This is a genomic window from Mesorhizobium sp. B2-2-4, assembly GCF_006442375.1.
Lineage (GTDB): Bacteria > Pseudomonadota > Alphaproteobacteria > Rhizobiales > Rhizobiaceae > Mesorhizobium.
Genome location: NZ_VFWB01000004.1, coordinates 101,720 through 119,732 on the forward strand (window position 1 = coordinate 101,720; position 18,013 = coordinate 119,732).

At 60.1% G+C, this 18,013-nt stretch carries 12 protein-coding genes and 1 pseudogene; 3 read left to right on the plus strand and 10 right to left on the minus strand.

The features are described from left to right. Positions 1-103: 103 nt before the first annotated feature. From FJ959_RS11465 to FJ959_RS11485, 5 genes are all read right to left on the minus strand, one after another. On the minus strand, positions 104-2,488 hold the full coding sequence (locus tag FJ959_RS11465) for a xanthine dehydrogenase family protein molybdopterin-binding subunit (RefSeq protein ID WP_140630206.1): 2,385 nt from the start codon (positions 2,486-2,488) through the stop codon (positions 104-106). Continuing rightward, positions 2,485-3,477: a xanthine dehydrogenase family protein subunit M gene (locus FJ959_RS11470; RefSeq protein WP_140630208.1), complete on the minus strand. Its 993-nt coding sequence runs from the start codon at positions 3,475-3,477 to the stop codon at positions 2,485-2,487. The genes FJ959_RS11465 and FJ959_RS11470 overlap by 4 nt, the downstream gene beginning before the upstream one ends. Further along, positions 3,474-3,965 carry a (2Fe-2S)-binding protein gene (locus tag FJ959_RS11475; protein WP_140630211.1) on the minus strand — a complete coding sequence of 164 codons (492 nt, stop codon included), beginning with the start codon at positions 3,963-3,965 and terminating at the stop codon, positions 3,474-3,476. The genes FJ959_RS11470 and FJ959_RS11475 overlap by 4 nt, the downstream gene beginning before the upstream one ends. Positions 3,966-4,201: 236 nt before the next feature. After that, entirely contained in the window at positions 4,202-5,035 is an 834-nt protein-coding gene (locus FJ959_RS11480) for an SDR family oxidoreductase (RefSeq protein WP_140630214.1), read from the minus strand. Between the two features lie 33 nt (positions 5,036-5,068). Beyond that, the gene (locus FJ959_RS11485) at positions 5,069-6,232 is read right to left on the minus strand and encodes an NADH-dependent flavin oxidoreductase (protein ID WP_140630217.1); all 1,164 of its coding nucleotides are present in this window, start codon (positions 6,230-6,232) and stop codon (positions 5,069-5,071) included. 106 nt (positions 6,233-6,338) lie between these two features. Here FJ959_RS11485 and FJ959_RS11490 point away from each other — a divergent pair, with 106 nt between their 5' ends. Then, positions 6,339-7,232 (plus strand): LysR family transcriptional regulator, encoded by an 894-nt coding sequence (locus tag FJ959_RS11490; protein ID WP_140630220.1) that lies wholly within the window; start codon positions 6,339-6,341, stop codon positions 7,230-7,232. 328 nt (positions 7,233-7,560) lie between these two features. Here FJ959_RS11490 and FJ959_RS11495 read toward each other — a convergent pair whose 3' ends face one another. From FJ959_RS11495 to FJ959_RS11505, 3 genes are all read right to left on the minus strand, one after another. Next, positions 7,561-8,424, minus strand: a complete 864-nt coding sequence (locus FJ959_RS11495) for an aldo/keto reductase (RefSeq protein ID WP_140630222.1) — start codon at positions 8,422-8,424, stop codon at positions 7,561-7,563. Positions 8,425-8,472: 48 nt separating this feature from the next. Continuing rightward, positions 8,473-9,069, minus strand: coding sequence for a flavodoxin (locus FJ959_RS11500; RefSeq protein WP_140630225.1), 597 nt, complete (start codon positions 9,067-9,069; stop codon positions 8,473-8,475). A gap of 89 nt (positions 9,070-9,158) precedes the next feature. Further along, positions 9,159-10,316, minus strand: coding sequence for an aldo/keto reductase (locus FJ959_RS11505; RefSeq protein ID WP_140630227.1), 1,158 nt, complete (start codon positions 10,314-10,316; stop codon positions 9,159-9,161). Positions 10,317-10,471: 155 nt separating this feature from the next. Between FJ959_RS11505 and FJ959_RS11510 the strand changes: the two genes are divergently transcribed. Next, a complete protein-coding gene (locus FJ959_RS11510) occupies positions 10,472-11,359 on the plus strand; it encodes a LysR family transcriptional regulator (RefSeq protein ID WP_140630317.1) in 888 nt (295 codons plus the stop codon). On the opposite strand, the gene FJ959_RS11515 is transcribed toward FJ959_RS11510, so the two are convergent. Both FJ959_RS11515 and FJ959_RS11520 read right to left on the minus strand, forming a co-directional pair. Continuing rightward, positions 11,324-11,854 (minus strand): DUF4405 domain-containing protein, encoded by a 531-nt coding sequence (locus FJ959_RS11515; RefSeq protein WP_246678967.1) that lies wholly within the window; start codon positions 11,852-11,854, stop codon positions 11,324-11,326. The two genes, FJ959_RS11510 and FJ959_RS11515, sit on opposite strands and share 36 nt — an antisense overlap. A 710-nt stretch (positions 11,855-12,564) precedes the next feature. After that, positions 12,565-13,177 (minus strand): annotated as a pseudogene (locus FJ959_RS11520) (transposase). Between the two features lie 278 nt (positions 13,178-13,455). Here FJ959_RS11520 and FJ959_RS11525 point away from each other — a divergent pair. Next, a complete protein-coding gene (locus tag FJ959_RS11525) occupies positions 13,456-17,907 on the plus strand; it encodes an ATP-binding protein (protein ID WP_140630232.1) in 4,452 nt (1,483 codons plus the stop codon). Positions 17,908-18,013: the final 106 nt, after the last annotated feature.

Sequence of the window (18,013 nt, forward strand, 5' to 3'; positions counted from 1 at the left end):
AATAGTGTGACAGGCAGGCAAACAGGCCGACTATGGCGACATGGTGCAGGAAGAAGGCCAAGGCAGCGCGTCCGAAATCCCAGGAGAGGCGCATCGTTCGAACTCACGCGAGCTTCTCCATCGTGATCGGAAGGCTTCGAATGCGTTTGCCGGTGGCGTGAAAGACCGCATTCCCGATTGCAGGGGCGACCCCCACGACACCGATCTCGCCGGCGCCTTTGCCCCCCAGAGCAGTTGCCTGCATGTCCGGAATGCCAACCGAGATCGCCTGGATGTCGGGCACATCGGCGTTGACCGGGACGGCATAGTCGGCAAAATTCGCATTGACGGTGCGTCCGTCCCGCTGGTCGACGTAACCTTCTTCCAGGAGAGCCTGCCCGAGACCCATCACCATACCGCTGATCCACTGGCTTTCGGCAAGCTTCGGATTGAAGATCCTGCCGCTGTCGAATGCCGAGACCATGCGCTTGACACGGATCGTGCCAAAATCCTCATCGATGCGAACTTCCACGAAATGCGCACACCAGCTATGGGTCGAGACGCCTCCTTCCACGGCGCCCTTCAACTGGGCGAAACTGCGGTCGGCCCCATTCTTCATCTCTTCGGTGGCGCCTAGGGCGAAGGTGTTGCCCTCGATTTCCAGTTTGTCTTTGCCCACTGCCTTCAACAGTTCCGCTGTGCTGATGCCGCCGTTCGGTCGACGGGCCGGCCGCACCGAGCCGTTTTCGAACGTAAGGTCAGTCGCCTTCGAGCCTGCCAGTGGCGACTTCGGATCGGATGCGGCAAGCGCCAGCAAGGCATCGCGTGCATTCTTGGCCGCCTTGTCCACCGCGCCTGTCAGGTTGTTGGCCTGCTGAGAGCCGCCAGCGAGCGCCGATCTGGGAAGGATGGTATCGCCAAGCCGCACCGCGACCGTCTCGACAGGAACGCCCAAGGCGTCAGCCGCTGTCTGGGCGAGAATGGTATAGGTCCCCGTTCCCATATCGGTGCCCGCGCTGAGGATTTCGATCTGTCCACTGGCATGGAGTACGATCTTGGCTTCGCTCGCGGTACGGATCATGGGGTATGACCCGGCGGCCATTCCATAACCGATCAACTCGCGGCCTTCGCGCATCGAGCGAGGGGCCGGGTTCCGGTTCCACCAGCCGAAGGCTTCCGCGCCGACGGTATAGGCTTCGCGTAACCGCCGAGTGCTCCACGGCAAGTTGTTGCTGGGATCCACCTCTGCCCAGTTGGCAAGGCGCAGGGTGATTGGATCCATGTTGAGCGCGTACGCCAGCTCGTCGATCGCGCTTTCCAGGGCATAGGCACTAGGGTTTTCGCCGGGCCCCCGCTTCCAGCCAGGCTGGACCGTATTGACCGGCACGACGTTGAGACGTGACGAGAAGTTCGGCGTCGCATACATGATTTTCGTCACATTGTTGCAAGCCTCGATATGGACTTCGTCGATCGCCGTCTCGTTCCAGCTCTCATGGACGATCGAGCTTATCTTTCCGTCCTTCGAGGCGCCGATAGAGAGGGTCTGCCGAGTTGCCGGTCGGCCGCCAAGGCCGGTGAAGGTCTGTGGTCGAGTGAGTGAAACCTTGATGGGCCTGGCAAGCTTGCGCGAGGCCGCGCAAGCCAGCCCCACATGCGGATGTGCCCCGATCTTGGAGCCGAACCCGCCGCCGACGTAAGGCGAGATCACCCGCACATTCTCGATGTCGATGCCGAGCCATTCGGCCACGACGCTTCGAGCCCCGCCAACCCACTGGCTGGGCTCCCAGACGGTGATTTTCCCCGTCTCCCAGGAAGCGATGCAGGCATGCGGCTCCATCGGCAAATTGTATTCCCGCGATGTCGTGTAAGTGACGTCAACCTTGACCTCCGCATTGGCCAGGGCTATCGCCGCATCGCCCCAAGCAGCACCCATGGGGTCGATGAGCTGCGCTTTTGCCTTGGGATCGTTGATGTCGAGAATAGGGTCGCTGTCCTCATATTCGACCTTGAGAAGGCTTGCCGCTTCCGTTGCTTGTTCAAAGGTTTCAGCGACCACGAGCGCGATATGCATGCCGTTGAAACGGACAACATCGTCCTGAATTGGGGTAAATTCCTCGGTGGCTCCGCCGCCTTTGCTGTACACGGTCGGCTTGTTGAGCTTCAGGGAATTCTGCGCGGTATAGACGTCCAGGACACCCGGTAGAGCCTTGGCGGCCGCCATATCGATATTGACGATACGCCCTGCCGGCCGCGTTGATTGGACGGTAACGCCATAGGCCAGGTTCTCCAGCTTCTGCTCGATCGCAAAGCGGGCCTGCCCGGTGACTTTCAACGGGCCTTCGGCGCGCGACAGACGCGCACCGAGCACAGAGCCCTTGGATTTAGTGGGATCGCTTGCAAAAGCTTTTTCGCCCGACAAGCTAACCCCAGCGGTGGCCACAGCGGCTGCGCCTGCTCCGAGTTTCATGACGGTACGCCGGTTGAGTTCGAACTCGTTGCCATGTGTCATGCGATATCTCCTACCGTCATCAGGGCGCGTGCCACGACCTTCGGTGCCAGCTCGATTTTGAACGCATTGTGTCCGCTCGACTTCGCGCCATCGACGGCGGCTGCAGCAGCAGTACGGAGCGTCGCCTCGTCGAGGGTCTTTCCCTTGAGCGAATCCTCTACAGCGCGCAGGCGCCAGGGTTTGGTGGCAATGCCGCCAACGGCAATGCGCACATCGCGGATCGTCTTGCCGTCCGCTTCCATCTCGATTCCAACGGCGGCACTGGCTGCCGCGAACTCATAAGACGCGCGATCGCGGACCTTGAGATAATGGGAGCGCTTCAACGCGGCCGAACGCGGGATCTCGATCGCGACTATCATCTCGCCTGGCGACAGCTCATGCTCAAGATGCGGGGTATCGCCCGGGAGCAGGAAGAATTCGTCGACGGGAATTTTGCGTTCGGAAGCTCCCCGAACGATGACAGTGGCGTCGAATGCCACGAGTGAAACAGCAAAATCGCCGGGATAGATGGCGATACAGGCGTCGCTGGTGCCGAGCACCGCGTGATTGCGGTTGACACCCTCGAGCGCTGCACATCCGGAGCCGGGATTGCGCTTGTTGCAGTTCGAATAAGCACCGGGGTCGCGGAAGTACGTGCAGCGGGTTCGCTGCATCAGGTTGCCGCCGATGGACGCCATGTTGCGCAGCTGCGCTGAGGCGGCACGCCACAGGCTTTCGGAGAGAACCGGCGCAGCCTCCTTGATATCGGCGTGGTCGGCGACCTTGCTCATCTTGGCGAGCGCGCCGATACGAATGACATCCGCGGACACCTCGATCGTGTCGAGCCCGGAAAGGCGCGTGATGTCCACCACGCGGGCAGGGCGTTCGACATTGAGTTTCATCAAATCAAGGAGCGTGGTGCCGCCCGCGAGAAAAAGGGTCTCGGGCCTGGCAGCCTCGGCAACCGCCGTCGCGGCGTCTTCGGCGCGGAGATACTCGAACGTTCTCATAGTGCTGCCTCCTTCTTGAGGCGGCTGGCGGCATCGCGCACCGCGGCGACGATGTGGGGGTAAGCGCCGCAGCGACAGATATTGCCGCTCATGTATTCGCGAATGTCGTCGTCGGTGCCTGCATGGCCTTCGCGAATACAGGCAATAGCCGACATGATCTGGCCTGGGGTGCAATAACCGCACTGGAAGGCGTCGTGCTCGATAAAGGCGGTTTGAACCGCGTGCATCACACCGTCGGCTGTCTGCAGGCCCTCGATCGTTGTGATCTGACGGCCCTCGACCTGGGCCGCGAGGGTCAGACAGCTCAATACCCTCTCACCGTTGACGTGGACGGTGCATGCGCCGCACTGCCCATGATCGCAGCCTTTTTTCGTGCCGGGCAGGTTGGCATGCTCGCGTAGTGCGTCCAGCAAGGTCACGCGCACATCGAGATTGAACTGGTGGCGGCGGCTGTTGATGTCCAAGGCTAGCTGTCGGGGCTCTGACATGTCGTCTCCTCGAGTGGCGGGCGGGATTAGGACGCGAAGCTGATCGGACCGACGAAGCCTGGCGGCGTCAGTCGGAAAGGGAACGTCTATTCCGAAATTCGGTCGTTGGCCGGTTGCCGAAGGTCAACCCTCAGGAGAGCATGGGCGCGGCATTCGGATTAGCCCCAGAATTCGCATGGGCCTATCAATGGCGCTCATAAATAGACCTGCCACAACGGCAGTGCTGGATGCGACGTTCAACTGTCGAAGGCCAGTGACCTGGATAGCGCCTCATGGGCATCGACCTGCTGCTGCAGCAGAGCGAGTTTCTGCCTGACCATGCCAAGAGCATCGGCGCCGGCGATGAACCGACGGGGCAGCTCCGGCTTGTCGACCAGAGTGATCAACGCCTGCGCGAGTTTGGCCGGGTCGCCGACTTGCTGACCGTTCGCGGCTTTCCAGCCCGTTATCTGCTGGGCGCGACGTTCGCTGTAGTCGCTAACGGAAGACGGAGCATACTGAGTGGATTCGTCCGTCAGTAGCTCTGTGCGGAAAAACCCGGGGTTCACGATCATGGTTTCAATGCCGAACGGCGCCACCTCGGCTTGCAGCGACTCGATCCAACCGTCCACGCCGAATTTGGCCGCGGCGTACGCAGAACAGAACTCGAAGCCGACCAGGCCTGCCGTCGATGAGATTGCAATGACCTTGCCGGAACCCTGTGCGCGCATCACCGGCAGGACCGCCCGGGTGACGTTCATGGCCCCGGTCAGGGTGGACGCGAGCTGAAGGTCGATATGGGCTGGAGTCAGGTCCTCGAAATAGCCCGCATAGAACCCCGCCGCATTGTTGATGAGCACGTCGAGGCGACCAAAGCGGTCGAGGGTTGCCTTCACCGCGGCGTCGGCGTCGGCCGGCTTGGTCACGTCCAACGTGACGACCAGAAGATTGTCCGACTGCCCGATCGCCTTGGCGACCCGATCCGGGTTACGACCGGTCGCAACGACCCTGTCACCGATGGCCAAGACCGCCTTGGCAAAGTCGAGACCCATGCCTCGCCCAGCGCCGGTAATCATCCATACTCTACCCATAGCCGTATCCTTCCTGACCGGTATCTTTTCAATTTATGCTGCGTTGGCTTTTGGCACGTCCGTCGCGGCGGTGATCTTGAACCACCCGGTGGCGGACTGAATCACACCCCATAGTTTCGCTGGAATATCGACGCCCGGAACGCTCGACGGCCGGATTTCGGTCTCGATCAAATCCTCGCGGCCGCTCTTTGCCAGCTCGACCCACTCCGGGTTCATCACCAGCCCCTGTCCAACCGCGACAAGCGTGAGGCCTCTTTGCAGGGCGAGTTCGGCCTGCCCAGGCTTTCTGACCTGGCCGGCGGCAACGACCGGAACCCGCCCGCCGGCTCGGTGCGTGATCAGGTCAGCGATAGTGTCGCCCTCGGGCGCCTCTATAGGCTTTGCCTCGAGAACGCTCGTCAGCGATGCGTGGAGGTAGTCCACACCTTCGTCGATAAGACATTCAATCAGCTCGTACGTGTCAGCGATACGCAAGCCGCCTGGCTCGGCTTCCTCGGGTGACACCCGGTAGCCCAAGAGGAAGGGGCGGTCCGCGTGCGCCGCGACTACTCGTTTTACCTCGCGCACAATGGCAATTGGGAAACGCATCCGATTTTCGAGAGTGCCGCCCCATTCATCGCCACGCTGATTGTAGAGAGGCGAGAAGAAGTTCTGGATCAGAAATCCGTGGGCACCATGCAGTTCGATGCCATCGAAGCCCGCCTCAATAGCCCGTCGTGTCGCCTCGCCAAAGGCGGCAATGATCGCGAGGATTTCGTCATTCGTCAGTGCACGTGTCTTCACGCCGCCCGGATTGAAGGGGCCGGGCGGGACTTCGAGCGCACTGGCGCTGACGACCTCGCCGCCAGGAATAAGCGCCGGCACGGCCTTGTTCCCAGCGTGGAAGATTTGCAGGACGGCCAAGGCCCCGCCGCTTTTGGCCGCTGACGCCAGCCGAGAGAGGCTTGGAGTAAAACGGTCGTCGTAGGAGGCGAATTCGCCGGTAAAGCCGATGCCATCGGGCAACACATGAGTGCAGCCAGTGAGCACAAGCCCGACGCCAGTCGCCCGACGCCGGTAGTACGTGATCTCCGCGTCAGAGACCGTTTCGTCGTCGTTGGCCGACCATGTGGTCATCGGCGCCATCACAATCCTGTTGTCGAGGCTCAACCCGTTCCGAAATTGGAACGGCTCGAATATCTGTCGTGTGGTGTCCACAGGCGTTCCCTTTCGACGCTCGTTCGTTGTCCAGGATGAAATAGGGGATAGGACTTGATATGATTAGCCGCTATAATCCGCATGAAGTTAGAAATGGGATTGATAAATGAGGCGCGGAGATTTCAGCGAGCTGGCAGTCTTCATCGCCGTAGCAGAGGCAGGCAGCTTCACACGCGCCGCAGCAAAGCTCGGCCTATCGCAGTCGGCGCTCAGTTACGCTGTCAGAACGCTGGAACAGCGCCTGGGAGTACGGCTGATCTCACGCACCACACGCAGCCTGTCCGTGACCGTAGCTGGAGAGCGCTTGCTGCGAAGCCTACGACCGGCCTTCGATCACATCGAAAGCGAGATCGCCGCCGTCACCGCCCTGCGCGACAAGCCCACTGGCCTCATTCGTCTGACGACATTCCGGTATGCCGCCAAATCAGTACTGTGGCCCGTCCTCGCCAAACTCCTGCTGGAGTATCCGGATATCGAAGTGGAATTGAGCCTGGACGAGGGTCTAGTTGACATCGTTGCAAGCAAATTCGACGCCGGTATCCGGATCGGCGAGCAGGTCCAGAAGGACATGGTGGCAATAAGGATCGGCCCGGACCTGCGGATGGCGGTCGTAGGCTCACCGTCGTATTTTGCGAACCGAACGGTTCCGAAGACACCGCGCGAACTTGGGGAACACAGAGGTATCAGCTACCGACAGAAGACCGGCGGCGGGCTCTTCGCCTGGGAGTTCGAGAAAGGGGGTGAGGAACTTGAAGTCAGGATGAATGGCCCACTCGTCATCAATGACGGGGAAATGCTCGAGGCTGCCGCTCTCGACGGGCTCGGTTTAGCATATACGTTTGAAAGCCAGGTCGCTCCGTTCATCGCAGACGGACGCCTGATCCGGGTGCTGGAAGACTGGTGCCAACCCTTCTCGGGCTATCACCTGTATTACCCCAGCCGACGCCAGCACACTGCAGCCTTCGCTCTTCTTGTCGAGGCACTCCGTCTTAAGGCGTGACGAACAAAACCGCACTCAAACATGTCGCTCTAACTCGGCACAGTATGAGCTATCCTTTCCTGATCGGCACAATTTTCGGGAGGTGCACAATGGAGTTGGCTCCCGCTCAGCCGGAATAGGAGCGCCCCGGCAGCTCGTTCGACAAAAGATCTAACTACCCCGACGGACTGCGCCCGGTGAATGTCCGATTCCAGAATTCCGAGCTTGGAAGCCGACATTCCGCTTCCGGCCCCACGGTGGACGGTCGTGCACTTTCGCTGCCGCACAAAAGCGGAAGCTCAGCCGGATCTAATGCCTGGAACGTCTGAGGCCGCTCCATTGGGGCGATTTAAGCCGATAGCTTCCGGGTCCCCAGCCGCTTGACCATAGCAGGGTCACGATGATCGAAGAAGCTGCTGGCCTTCTGGTCGAGCGTAGCGATCTTGGCGAGATCGTCGTCGTCCAACCCGAAATCAAAGATCGCGAAGTTTTCCGCCATGCGCTCCTTCCGCACCGATTTCGGGATGGCGACGATGCCCCGCTGATTAAGCCAGCGCAGCACCACCTGAGCGATGCTCTTGCCGTGCTTACGGCCGATGGACTGGAGCACGTCATTTGAGAACAGCCCGTTCTTGCCCTCGGCGAACGGCCCCCAAGCTTCGGGCTGAACCTTGTATTCCTGCAGGATCTTCTGCGCATCGTCCTGCTGGTGAAAAGGATGGATCTCGATCTGGTTCACCGCGGGGATGATCTCGTTGTGGAGCACGAAGTCCACGAGGCGATCGGGATAGAAGTTACTGACGCCGATGGCGCGGATGCGGCCGGCGCGGTGCAGTTCCTCCATTGCTCGCCACGCCCCGTAGACATCGCCATAGGGCTGGTGGATCAGCCAGAGATCGAGATAATCGAGCTGCAGTTTGTCCATCGAGCGGTCGAAGGCGGCCTTCGCGCCTTCATAGCTCGCGTCCTCGATCCAGAGCTTGGTCGTAACGAACAGCTCGCTTCGGTCGATCCCGTGGTTCTTGATTGCGGCGCCAACCGCCTCCTCGTTGCCGTAGGAGGTCGCAGTGTCGAGTAGCCGATATCCGACATCGATCGCGTCGCGGACGCTGCGTTCGCACTCGGCTGGGTCCGGCACCTGGAAGACGCCGAACCCGAGGCTCGGCATCCGTACGCCATTGTTCAGTGTCACTGCGGGGATGTTCATTCTCATATCCTTTCGATAGATGAGGCTGGGACGGAGAGCTGCTACGCACTTCCGTTATTTGTCGATGCTCACTTTGGTGAGCCACTTCCGAACACTTTCCGTCGTGCGTCGTTCCTGGAGCCCTTCCATCACGAAGCCTTCGGCAAAACGCGCTTGTGGCGCCGCGCGGGTAATGACCTCGAGACTGTCTCCCAACCCGAAGCCGCCGTGCAGGTTGAACGGCACGACCGCCAAGCCGGTAAAGTCGTGAGCCGCAAGGAAGGAGCGGATGACTGAGGGGGCAGAGCCGCCCCACACCGGGAAACCGAGATAGACCGCATCATAGGAGGCGAGGTCGCGAACAATAGCCTTCAGCGGCGGCAGATAATTCCGCTCGCGTTCTTGCTTTGCTTGCTCCACGGTCGCGAAGTAGTCAGCCGGATAGGGTGTCGCCGGTTCAATCTCGAACAGATCGGCACCGAGATCGCGGCTGAGGAGCCCGGCGATGGTGCGCGTGTTGCCGCTGCGGGAGAAGTAGGCGACCAGCGTTCTACTCCCTGCACGAGGTGCGGCTGTGGCCGGCGAGATCGAGCCTCCAGTCCCCATCGCAAGCGGCAGGAGCAGCGATGACATCAGGAGGTCTCTTCGGGTCGGAATGTCGATACTGGTCATGAGGGTAAATCCAGGCTGGAGGCCGGTCGTTCAGCGCGATGCCCGGCGTTCTGGTCCGCATAAATGGTTTCCTGCGACTGATGGTGCACTCAGTTCTTCGCGGGCGCCTCAACGCCAGAGTAGGCTAGGACCGCATCCGGCAGGCGCGCACCCTGAACTTGTATTACTCGCACCGCCGCATTGAGTTCCGCGATTTCCTCGGAGGTGAACCGCACCCCGCCCGCACCGATGTTATCAAGCATGTGAGTGAGTTGAGTGGTGCCGGGGATCGGTACGATCCAAGGTTTCTGGGCCATCAGCCAGGCCAGTGCGATTTGTGCTGGTGTGCTCTGCTTGCGCTCCGCCCAGCTTTTTAGGAGATCGACTAGGGCCAGATTATGCGGCAGGTTCTCCGGAGCGAAACGGCCTTCGATGCCACGAATATCCCCCTCGGCGAACCGCGTGCGGCTGTCGATGGCGCCGGTCAGAAAGCCGACACCCAGCGGGCTCCACGGGACGAAGCCGATGCCGAGTTCTTCGCAAAGCTGCAGAACATCCTGCTCGGGGCCGCGCCACAGCATGGAATACTCGCTCTGCACTGCGGCCAGCGGTACGGCCGCGTGGGCGCGCCGGAGCGTCTTGAGACCCATTTCAGACAGACCCCAGTGCACGATCTTGCCTTGGTCCATCAGGTCCTTGATCGCGCCAGCGACATCCTCGATCGGCACCTGTGGGTCGACGCGGTGCTGGTACAACAGGTCGATGTGGTCCGTCCGGAGGCGTTTGAGCGAACCCTCAACGGCGAGCTTGATATGCTTGGGCTGGCTGTTGAGCCCCGGCCGGCGCTCTCCGGTCTCCAGATCGATGTTCCAGCCGAATTTCGAGGTAATTACGACCTTGTCTCGGAAAGGCGTAATGGCGTCGCCAAGAATTCGCTCGCATTCATGCGGGCCATAGGCTTCCGCCGTGTCGAAGAACGTAACGCCCCGGTCGAACGCCGTGCGGATCAGGTTGATCATCTCAGGGCGATGGGGGACGGTCGTTTCATAGGTCCGGTGCATATTCTGGACACCTAGGCCAACGCTCGAGACCTCGATCGTACCGAGCGTCCGCGTGCCAAGCGACGAACTGCCTGCGGCTGCTGCAGTCCCACTCGACTGAGCCAGGACGGGCGCGGTACCTGCCGCGAGGAGTGGAGCGGCGGCCAGGCCGCCCGCGACGCTGAGGAGGCTCCTGCGGCTCATCTTCATCCTGCTGTCGGCGGTCATGTCTCGGTTCCTTCCAGGTCTGGGTCGCCGCGCCGCGATGGCCGGAGGGGCGACGGTGCAGCATCAATGTCGGTAGGCCCAAGATAGTGCGTGTCGAACTCTGCGATAACGCGCTATAATTCGCATGCGGTGTTTAGGTGAGCTAACGAATGAGCATGGACTTCAACAATCTGGCCGCTTTCGCCGCCGTCGCGCGGGAAAAGAGCTTTACCCGCGCCGCCGCCAAGCTGCGCGTTTCGCCGTCCGCGCTCAGCCAGACGATCAGCAGCCTCGAAGAGCGGCTCGGCATTCGGCTACTGACGCGTACCACGCGTAGCGTCTCGTGCACCGAGGCGGGCGAGCGCCTGATGCGCACCGTGGCGCCGCGGCTGGGCGAGATCGAGCTGGAACTTGCGGCCCTGACGGAACTTCGCGACAAGCCGGCCGGAACCTTGCGGATCACCGCGGGCGAACATCCCGCCGTAAGCGTGCTGCAGCCGGCGCTGCGCAAATTCCTGCCGGACTACCCGGATGTCAAAGTCGAGATAATCGTCGAAAGCGCCCTGACCGACATCGCCGCCGAGGGTTACAATGCAGGCGTGCGAATGGGCGAACAGGTTGCCAAGGACATGATCGCGGTCCGGATCGGACCCCATATGCGCATGGCGCTTGTCGGTTCGCCCGACTATTTCGATCGTCATCCGCCGCCCCGTGAGCCCCAGGACCTCGCGGACCACAACTGCATCACGACCAGGATGCCCACCTATGGCGGACTGGCAACCTGGGGCCTGGAGCGCGAGGGGCGCGAGGTGAACGTTCGCCCAGATGGCCAGCTGATCTTCAACAGCCTGACGATCCGCATCCAGTCGGCGCTCGACGGCTTGGGGCTCGCCTACGTGCCGGAAGACCAGGCGCTGCAACACATCGCGGGAGGCCGCCTGATAAGGGTGCTGGAAGAGTGGTGCCCCTATTTTCCGGGGTATCACCTCTACTACCCAAGCCGGCGTCATCCGTCGCCCGCGCTCACGCTATTGGTCGAGGTGCTTCGCTACCGGGGACCTTGACGAGCGGGTGCGCGAGAGGCTGGCCAGGCCCAGCTTCAAATAATAGGTGGGCGCGATGAACAGACCTGCGATGGCCAGCCAGTGCAGGAAGAAACCCGCGTTCGACCCCTCGAAATTCCACCAGTCGAGCGTCATCTGCATGGATAGCTTAGTGCCCAGCGCCTGGGCTTGAGAACTCAACAGGCCGTTGGCGGCAATGAGTGCCGTGGCGAGCCGAAGCGACCAGATCCGTACGTTGCTCGGACGCGTGATGCCGAACCATCCGCATGCGACCCCCATCAGCATCGGCCATCGTAGTCCCAGATGGATCGCCACCAGGATCACCGCCCAGTAGGACGCCGCGACGTGGATCTGGCGCACCGTGAACCCGCCAGAGGCCGATAGGATTGAAGACAGGGAGTTGGAGATCAGCACGCTGGTCACCAGAAGCACGAGCATCGACACCAGCAGCAGGACCGTCGCCGTCGGGCTTATCCATCCATGGAACCGGTCCAACGTTCGCACCTTGGGCGATCGAGGTCGCGGACTGCCGGTCAAAGATGCCATGTCGACAAGGGTGCAGTCTGCCGTCATGACAACGCGGCAGCCATCCAGGGCCTAACCTCGCGGCGGTGCGGAACCACTTCCAAATATCCGTGGACAATCGCAAACGCCGATTGTGAAGCACATTGTAAATTGTTGAGTTTAAACAATTGTTTCGGATCGGAGCGCACATTGCGGCAAAACCTCACAATGTGCCGAGGGCGCACAAAATCCAAGCAAAAACAGCCGACCGACCGGAGCACAATGTGCGCCCTTTTATCCTGCCGTCTTAATCGGTCGTGCTTCGAGAGACTTGGCTTCTTTCGTCGTTTCTCCTCCAATCTACGATAATACACTATTCTATAATCAATGTTGCGATTCCATAGTCTGGCGTTGAGTTCCGATGCGCCGTGCAGTCTTCCGCGCTCTGCGACGGGGTAGCAGCGCTGCTTTTTTGCAGCACAGGAACCGGCGTGGCGCACTTTTCAGCGGACTGACGGAGCATCGTCACAGACAATCGAGCGCGGTCCGGCCGTCTGTCGATCGGTGCGGCCGCCGTCAGGATAACGTGCGTTCCGTCGTTCCTGGTCTGCATCGATCCTCATACGCCGGGGCGGATTTCCTTGTTCAGATGGCGTCCGTCAGCGTGCTGGCGCCATGCGTTTGAACAGCCGTCGCGCCGCTCATCGATGCGCTCCGAGCGAGGCTTCGATCCATGATGTGGGCGCGTAGCCGTCGCTCCACATCACTTGCATGATCACCGCCAGCTTGCGCGCTACAGCGACACAGGCCTTGCGGTGGCAGGAGCGTTTGGCGATCGCCTGGCCCAGCTCTCGACCTTGTCGGAGCCCCTGAAGCGCGTCATCAGTCCCGACGCTGCCTCGTAGAACGCACGCCACACTTCGGCGTCGCCGGCCTTCGAGATGCGTCCCTGGACGTCGATCGTGGAACCGGACTGCCAGCGTCGCATCAGCCCGAAGTAGGCCACAACGTCACGCGAGCGGCGGAAACATGACGGATCGTCGATCGCGATCATGAACGAAAGCGCCGTCACCGGGCACACGTGCTGCGTCTCCGGGCAGACGGCCGGCAGGCCGAGTTTCTTTAGTCCGGGAGCAGCTAGGGCGACAACGCGACGGCTTCATGCCCCAGACGCAGCAGGCGCTGGAAACGACTTCAACGCGGCAAACCGCGCGTCAGAGCCAGTCACAACTGTTATCTCAAGATGTACCATGCCAAGATCATCGACAACGCACGTCTCATCCATCGCGACGTCCAGCCACAAAAGAATTCTATCAGACGCCTTTTGCGTTGCGCTGCCAACGGGCATCCGGTGCGCGCTCGACTGCGGGGACCGCGAGAGACATCTTCGCTAGAGCCGGCTTGATGTAGCCACTAGCTTCGCAGGAAGACGGCTTTGTAACGTAGCTTCAAAAGGCAAGCGGTGGAGCACCGCCACTTCTGGCGATATCAACGTCTGAATTAAACATGAGGGAATAAACCGTCAATTGCAGATCACTAAGCATGTAGCGTAACCGCCGGAAATCTAAACCAACCGATTCCAAGAGTACCTGATGCCGCACGAATCCCCATCGATTGATTTCCACGAAGTGCGAGCCCTCAATGGGCGCCGCTCGGAGGGGTTCGAGGAACTGGTTTGCCAACTCGCGGGTCTAGAGGAGCGAGCAGCCGGCAGCGAGTTTATTCGCAAAGGCAAAGGCCGCGATGGCGGGCTCGAGTGCTTCGTCCGGCTCGGCGATGGAAGCGAAATCGGCTGGCAAGTCAAGTATTCGTGGTCCTTTGACGCAAATCTGATTGGTAGCCTCGACAAGTCCCTCGCCGCTGCTCTGGCGAAGCATCCGAAGCTAACTGTCTTAACGGTGTGCCTGCCCTTCGACCTTTCTGATGCCCGTGGCAAGGCTGTGACCCAACGGGCTGCATATCAAACTTGGCGGGCTAATCGAATCGCAGAGGCCGCCAAGAACGGCAGGTCCTTGGAAATCAAGCTATGGGACGCACATGCCCTTGGAGAGCGACTCACCTCTGATGATTCAAGGCTCTCTGGTCGCCGTCTATATTGGTTTGGAACGCAGCATCTGACGGCCGACTGGTTCGCCGAGCAATTCGGGCGCATAAGGTCTAATCTGGGGCGCCGGTATACCGCGGAAACCAACGTCGCCTTGCCTGTTCGGCGCGCTCTGGTTGGTTTGGCACGCAATGCTGAGCTTCTGCAGGAACTTGCAGACCATCGTAGTAAGTTGCTGGAGGTAACAGATGGGCTCAAGCGCACCGGCATCATGACGGCCGAGCAGGCGGAAACTATTGAGGCCGCGGCTCGCTCGCTGGATGCCATCGAGGATCTCAGCGCTGACCAGTGGCCAATAAGTACTTGGCAAGGGAAGGCGCATACAGCCCTTGAGGTTGCTCGTTCGCTCTACCATGCGGAATTGGAACGTCAACACCGGACAGCCGAAGATTCAGGCCGACCCGAACGATCGCATTACTCGACATTCCGGCAAGCTCTTGAGGCTTTCAACGCTCTTGTTGACACGCTAGAGGATCAGCCTTGGCTGGTGGCCCTTGGTGCGGCTGTCGTGGTGACTGGCGAGGCGGGTGCCGGCAAGTCACACCTGCTCGCAGACGCCTGTGCCTACCAGCTGCAGAAATCCCGCCCCGCACTGCTGTTCTTAGGGAGCAGTCTTGTCGACACGGACGTCTGGTCCCAGCTCATTCAACAATTGGGCCTGCCATCTCACTACACGCGCGATACATTCCTTGGGGCTCTCGACGCCGCCGGTGAAGCTGCTGGTTGCCGAAGCCTGCTTATGATTGATGCCATAAACGAGCGGCATGGACGACAAATATGGCCGGATCGTCTCGGCGGCTTTCTCTTCGACGCTGCCAAGTACGCAAACGTCGCGGTCATTTTCTCCTGTCGGTCAACCTACCTCTCACAAACCTTGCCATCAGACCTTGGCGCGCGATCCCCCTTGCAGCTTGAGCACACAGGCTTCTCAACTTTCGATGCGCGCGCATTTTTGGCTTTGCGAGGCATCATGTTGACTGAGCATCCATTTCTCGATGTCGAACTCCGAAATCCACTGTTTCTCAAGACGTGCTGCGACGCGCTAGAGCGGGAAGGCAAGACTCGCTTCCCGAAAGGTCTTCGCGGCGTCACGGCCGTCTTCTCAATGTACCGAGAGGCTGTATCTGACGCCATTCAGCGACGAATGAATCTGAATAGTCGGCGACGGATAACCGAGCGCGCCATAGACGCCTTGGCCCACGAGATTGAATCCACCCAAGATCCGTATATTCCCGTAGACCGAGCCTTCGAGATTATTGACGAGATTCACGAGGGGAAGGGCGACCAAGACAGCGACCTTTTGCATCAATTGGAAACAGAGGGAGTAATCTCGGTCGAACCCGTCCCCGCTGATGAGACCTCAGATTCCGATCTCCATGACCACGTCAGGTTCACGTTCGAGCGTTTCGCCGATCACACTGTCGCACGTTCAATACTCGACGAAACTCTGGTCGAAGCACGGCTACCGTCTCCGCTATCGCCAGACAGCCCGCTAGCGCGCGCTTGTGTGCGAGGTGGTCTTCCTTGGGGGGTGCGCGAAGCGCTGGCAGTTCAGCTTCCTGAGCGCACGGGCGTAGAGCTCTCCGACGCGTTGGCAAACATTCCCGGCGTAATGACCAAGAGCCTCATAACACCGGAAACGGTGCGATTGCGGGCACCGTCGAGCATCACCGAACGTACTCTGGAACTACTTGAGGACTCTGGCGGTGTAGATGCCCGTTGGGATGCACTCGTGCGGCTAAGCATCGATTCTGAAAGTACGTTCGATGCGTACTGGCTACATGAACTTCTGAAGGTCATGAAAATTTCCGAACGCGATGCTGATTGGTCGATCTTTGTCGCAAACTACGGCGATGACAGCTCAAACCCCGACAATTCGGCGGCTGTGGACCTCATTGCATGGGCAAGAGACGTGCAAGCTGGAGAAGCTGATCCGAACATTGCGCAGCGCGCGGCGATAATTCTTACCTGGTTTCTTTCGACCTCAAGCCGGCGCGCGCGAGATACGGCGACAATGGGTCTCGTGAACCTCTTCGCCAGGTTCCCCGCCGTGGCAGACGAGTTGTTAGAGCTTTTCGATGGCGTTAACGATCCCTACGTTGGCGAGCGTCTCAGTGCATCGCTCTATGGGGCTGCTCTCCAGGGCCGCTGGGGTGCTGATGACCTAGGCGTCATCGCCAAAAGAGTGGCGACTCAGTTCTTCCAGCGTGGCCCATTACCCTTAGACCTTCTGTGGCGCGACCATCTTTCCTCCCTCTTAAGGTACGCAGAGAGCAGAGGATGCACCGATTTTATTCCGGGCGGCGTCAACACCCATCCGCCCTTTTCTAGCAATTGGCCGCTTGAACCGGTACCGGATGCCCAGATCGCTACGTATACCCGTACGTACCGAGACGGCGTGATACTGAGCGATGAGATCGTGTCCTCTACTGGTCATCACGGGGACTTCGGATCGTACGTCATCAAGTATGCCGTAGGAGGCTGGAGCCCAGCTGGCCGTGAGGAGACGACCCCTCCGTCTTCCGCGGATCTGTACTCACTATGGCGCGCTGAATTTGATTCTTATTCGACGCCCGAAATGGTGCACTTGTTCGAAGAAATGGATGCGCTCCGGGCCAAAGGTCCGGAATGGGCCTATGCCAGCGGCGATAGCGCAAAGGAGCATCAGAGAATCGAGGAAAAGTTTCGGGATACGCTAGGGACTGAGCGGTTTGAGCGATACCGCGTGATGGCGCGTCACTGGCGACCTTCGGCTGGTTGGGGTGAAAATCCCGCCGAGTTCAATGTTGCCTGGGCGCAGCGTTGGGTCTGCATGCGCGCCCATGATCTCGGTTGGAGCGAAGGGCTCCACGGCCAGTATGACCGCACGTGTGGCCATGGACGGACCAGTCACAAGAGCGAACGCATAGGCAAGAAGTACCAGTGGATCGCACTGCACGAACTGATGTCCAGGATCTCCGACAACTGCGCTGCAACGAAAGGGGATTGGACCGTGCAGTATCGCGAAACAGTACGGCGGCTTCGCAAAATTGATCCGTCCCGGCTGATGGAAGAGAGCCACGACTGGGGCTGGGCGTCGTTCAACGAGCCAACGTTCTGGATGCCAGTGATTCCGAGGAAGGCAGCGATGGATCGTGATGCTGCCTGGGAGTGGCTGGATGCCGACCGCGAGCTGCTCGACGGCGCCTGCTTTGTCGACCTGAAATCGGATCACAACGGCCAGAAGTGGTTGCCGTTGGGGGGCTTTCAACATTTTCGGTTGCGGGGCACAACCCAGGAAACCGAGCGAATCCTGCGTGAAACATGGCTTCGGCTCGAGTGTCTTATAGTGCATATCGGTGATGAATCTGCTGGTCTTGACCAGCTTAAAGATGCTCTCTTTTTGGGAAATCACGATCTCGGACTAAATCAGGATGGCCAGGACGATTGGTATTTGGGCGAGTACGACTGGCGCAATGACCGCGATCCGCAGTGGTCACGCTGGTGGGGGAATCGCCAACATCGACGAGCTGGCGTCGAGGCGGCCGCAACAACGGTTCAGTTTCTGCAAGAAGCGGGGAGTTATGACCATAGTCTGAAACAAAACTTCTCGGTGCGGTTGCCCGCCCCTTGGGTGATCCAGGCGCTCGGACTGCGACTCGCCGATGGCCGCACGGTTCGATACGTAGACTCGCAGGGCAAGACACGGGCGTTCGATCCGTCAGCAGAACAAGCGGGGCCGAGCACAGTACTCGTGGCCCGGACGGAGTTTTTGCAGATGTGCCAGGCTAAAGGCTTTCGTCCGATCTGGGTGCTGGCCGGAGCTAAAGAGGTCCACGACAAGCAAGACTCGGATTTGTTCGGTCGCCGAAATTTTACGAACGTCTACACGGTTGATGGTGACACAGTTGTTTGTCGACTGAAAAAAGCTGAGTCCGAAGGAGACTCGACTTCGAGATAGGATCGCAAGGCCGGCTGCCTTGGCGCCGAGGCAGAGAGAGTGTCATTTGGCGCTGACGGCAAAGCCGCTGAAGCCGCTTAAGCGAAAGCGACGTTGCGAAGGCTCT

Bases quoted from the DNA above. Each gene is read 5' to 3' on its own strand.
- FJ959_RS11465 (WP_140630206.1), bottom strand. From the start codon at position 2,488: ATGACACATGGCAACGAGTTCGAACTCAACCGGCGTACCGTCATGAAA.
- FJ959_RS11470 (WP_140630208.1), bottom strand. From the start codon at position 3,477: ATGAGAACGTTCGAGTATCTCCGCGCCGAAGACGCCGCGACGGCGGTT.
- FJ959_RS11475 (WP_140630211.1), bottom strand. From the start codon at position 3,965: ATGTCAGAGCCCCGACAGCTAGCCTTGGACATCAACAGCCGCCGCCAC.
- FJ959_RS11480 (WP_140630214.1), bottom strand. From the start codon at position 5,035: ATGGGTAGAGTATGGATGATTACCGGCGCTGGGCGAGGCATGGGTCTC.
- FJ959_RS11490 (WP_140630220.1), top strand. From the start codon at position 6,339: ATGAGGCGCGGAGATTTCAGCGAGCTGGCAGTCTTCATCGCCGTAGCA.
- FJ959_RS11495 (WP_140630222.1), bottom strand. From the start codon at position 8,424: ATGAGAATGAACATCCCCGCAGTGACACTGAACAATGGCGTACGGATG.
- FJ959_RS11500 (WP_140630225.1), bottom strand. From the start codon at position 9,069: ATGACCAGTATCGACATTCCGACCCGAAGAGACCTCCTGATGTCATCG.
- FJ959_RS11505 (WP_140630227.1), bottom strand. From the start codon at position 10,316: ATGACCGCCGACAGCAGGATGAAGATGAGCCGCAGGAGCCTCCTCAGC.
- FJ959_RS11510 (WP_140630317.1), top strand. From the start codon at position 10,472: ATGGACTTCAACAATCTGGCCGCTTTCGCCGCCGTCGCGCGGGAAAAG.
- FJ959_RS11525 (WP_140630232.1), top strand. From the start codon at position 13,456: ATGCCGCACGAATCCCCATCGATTGATTTCCACGAAGTGCGAGCCCTC.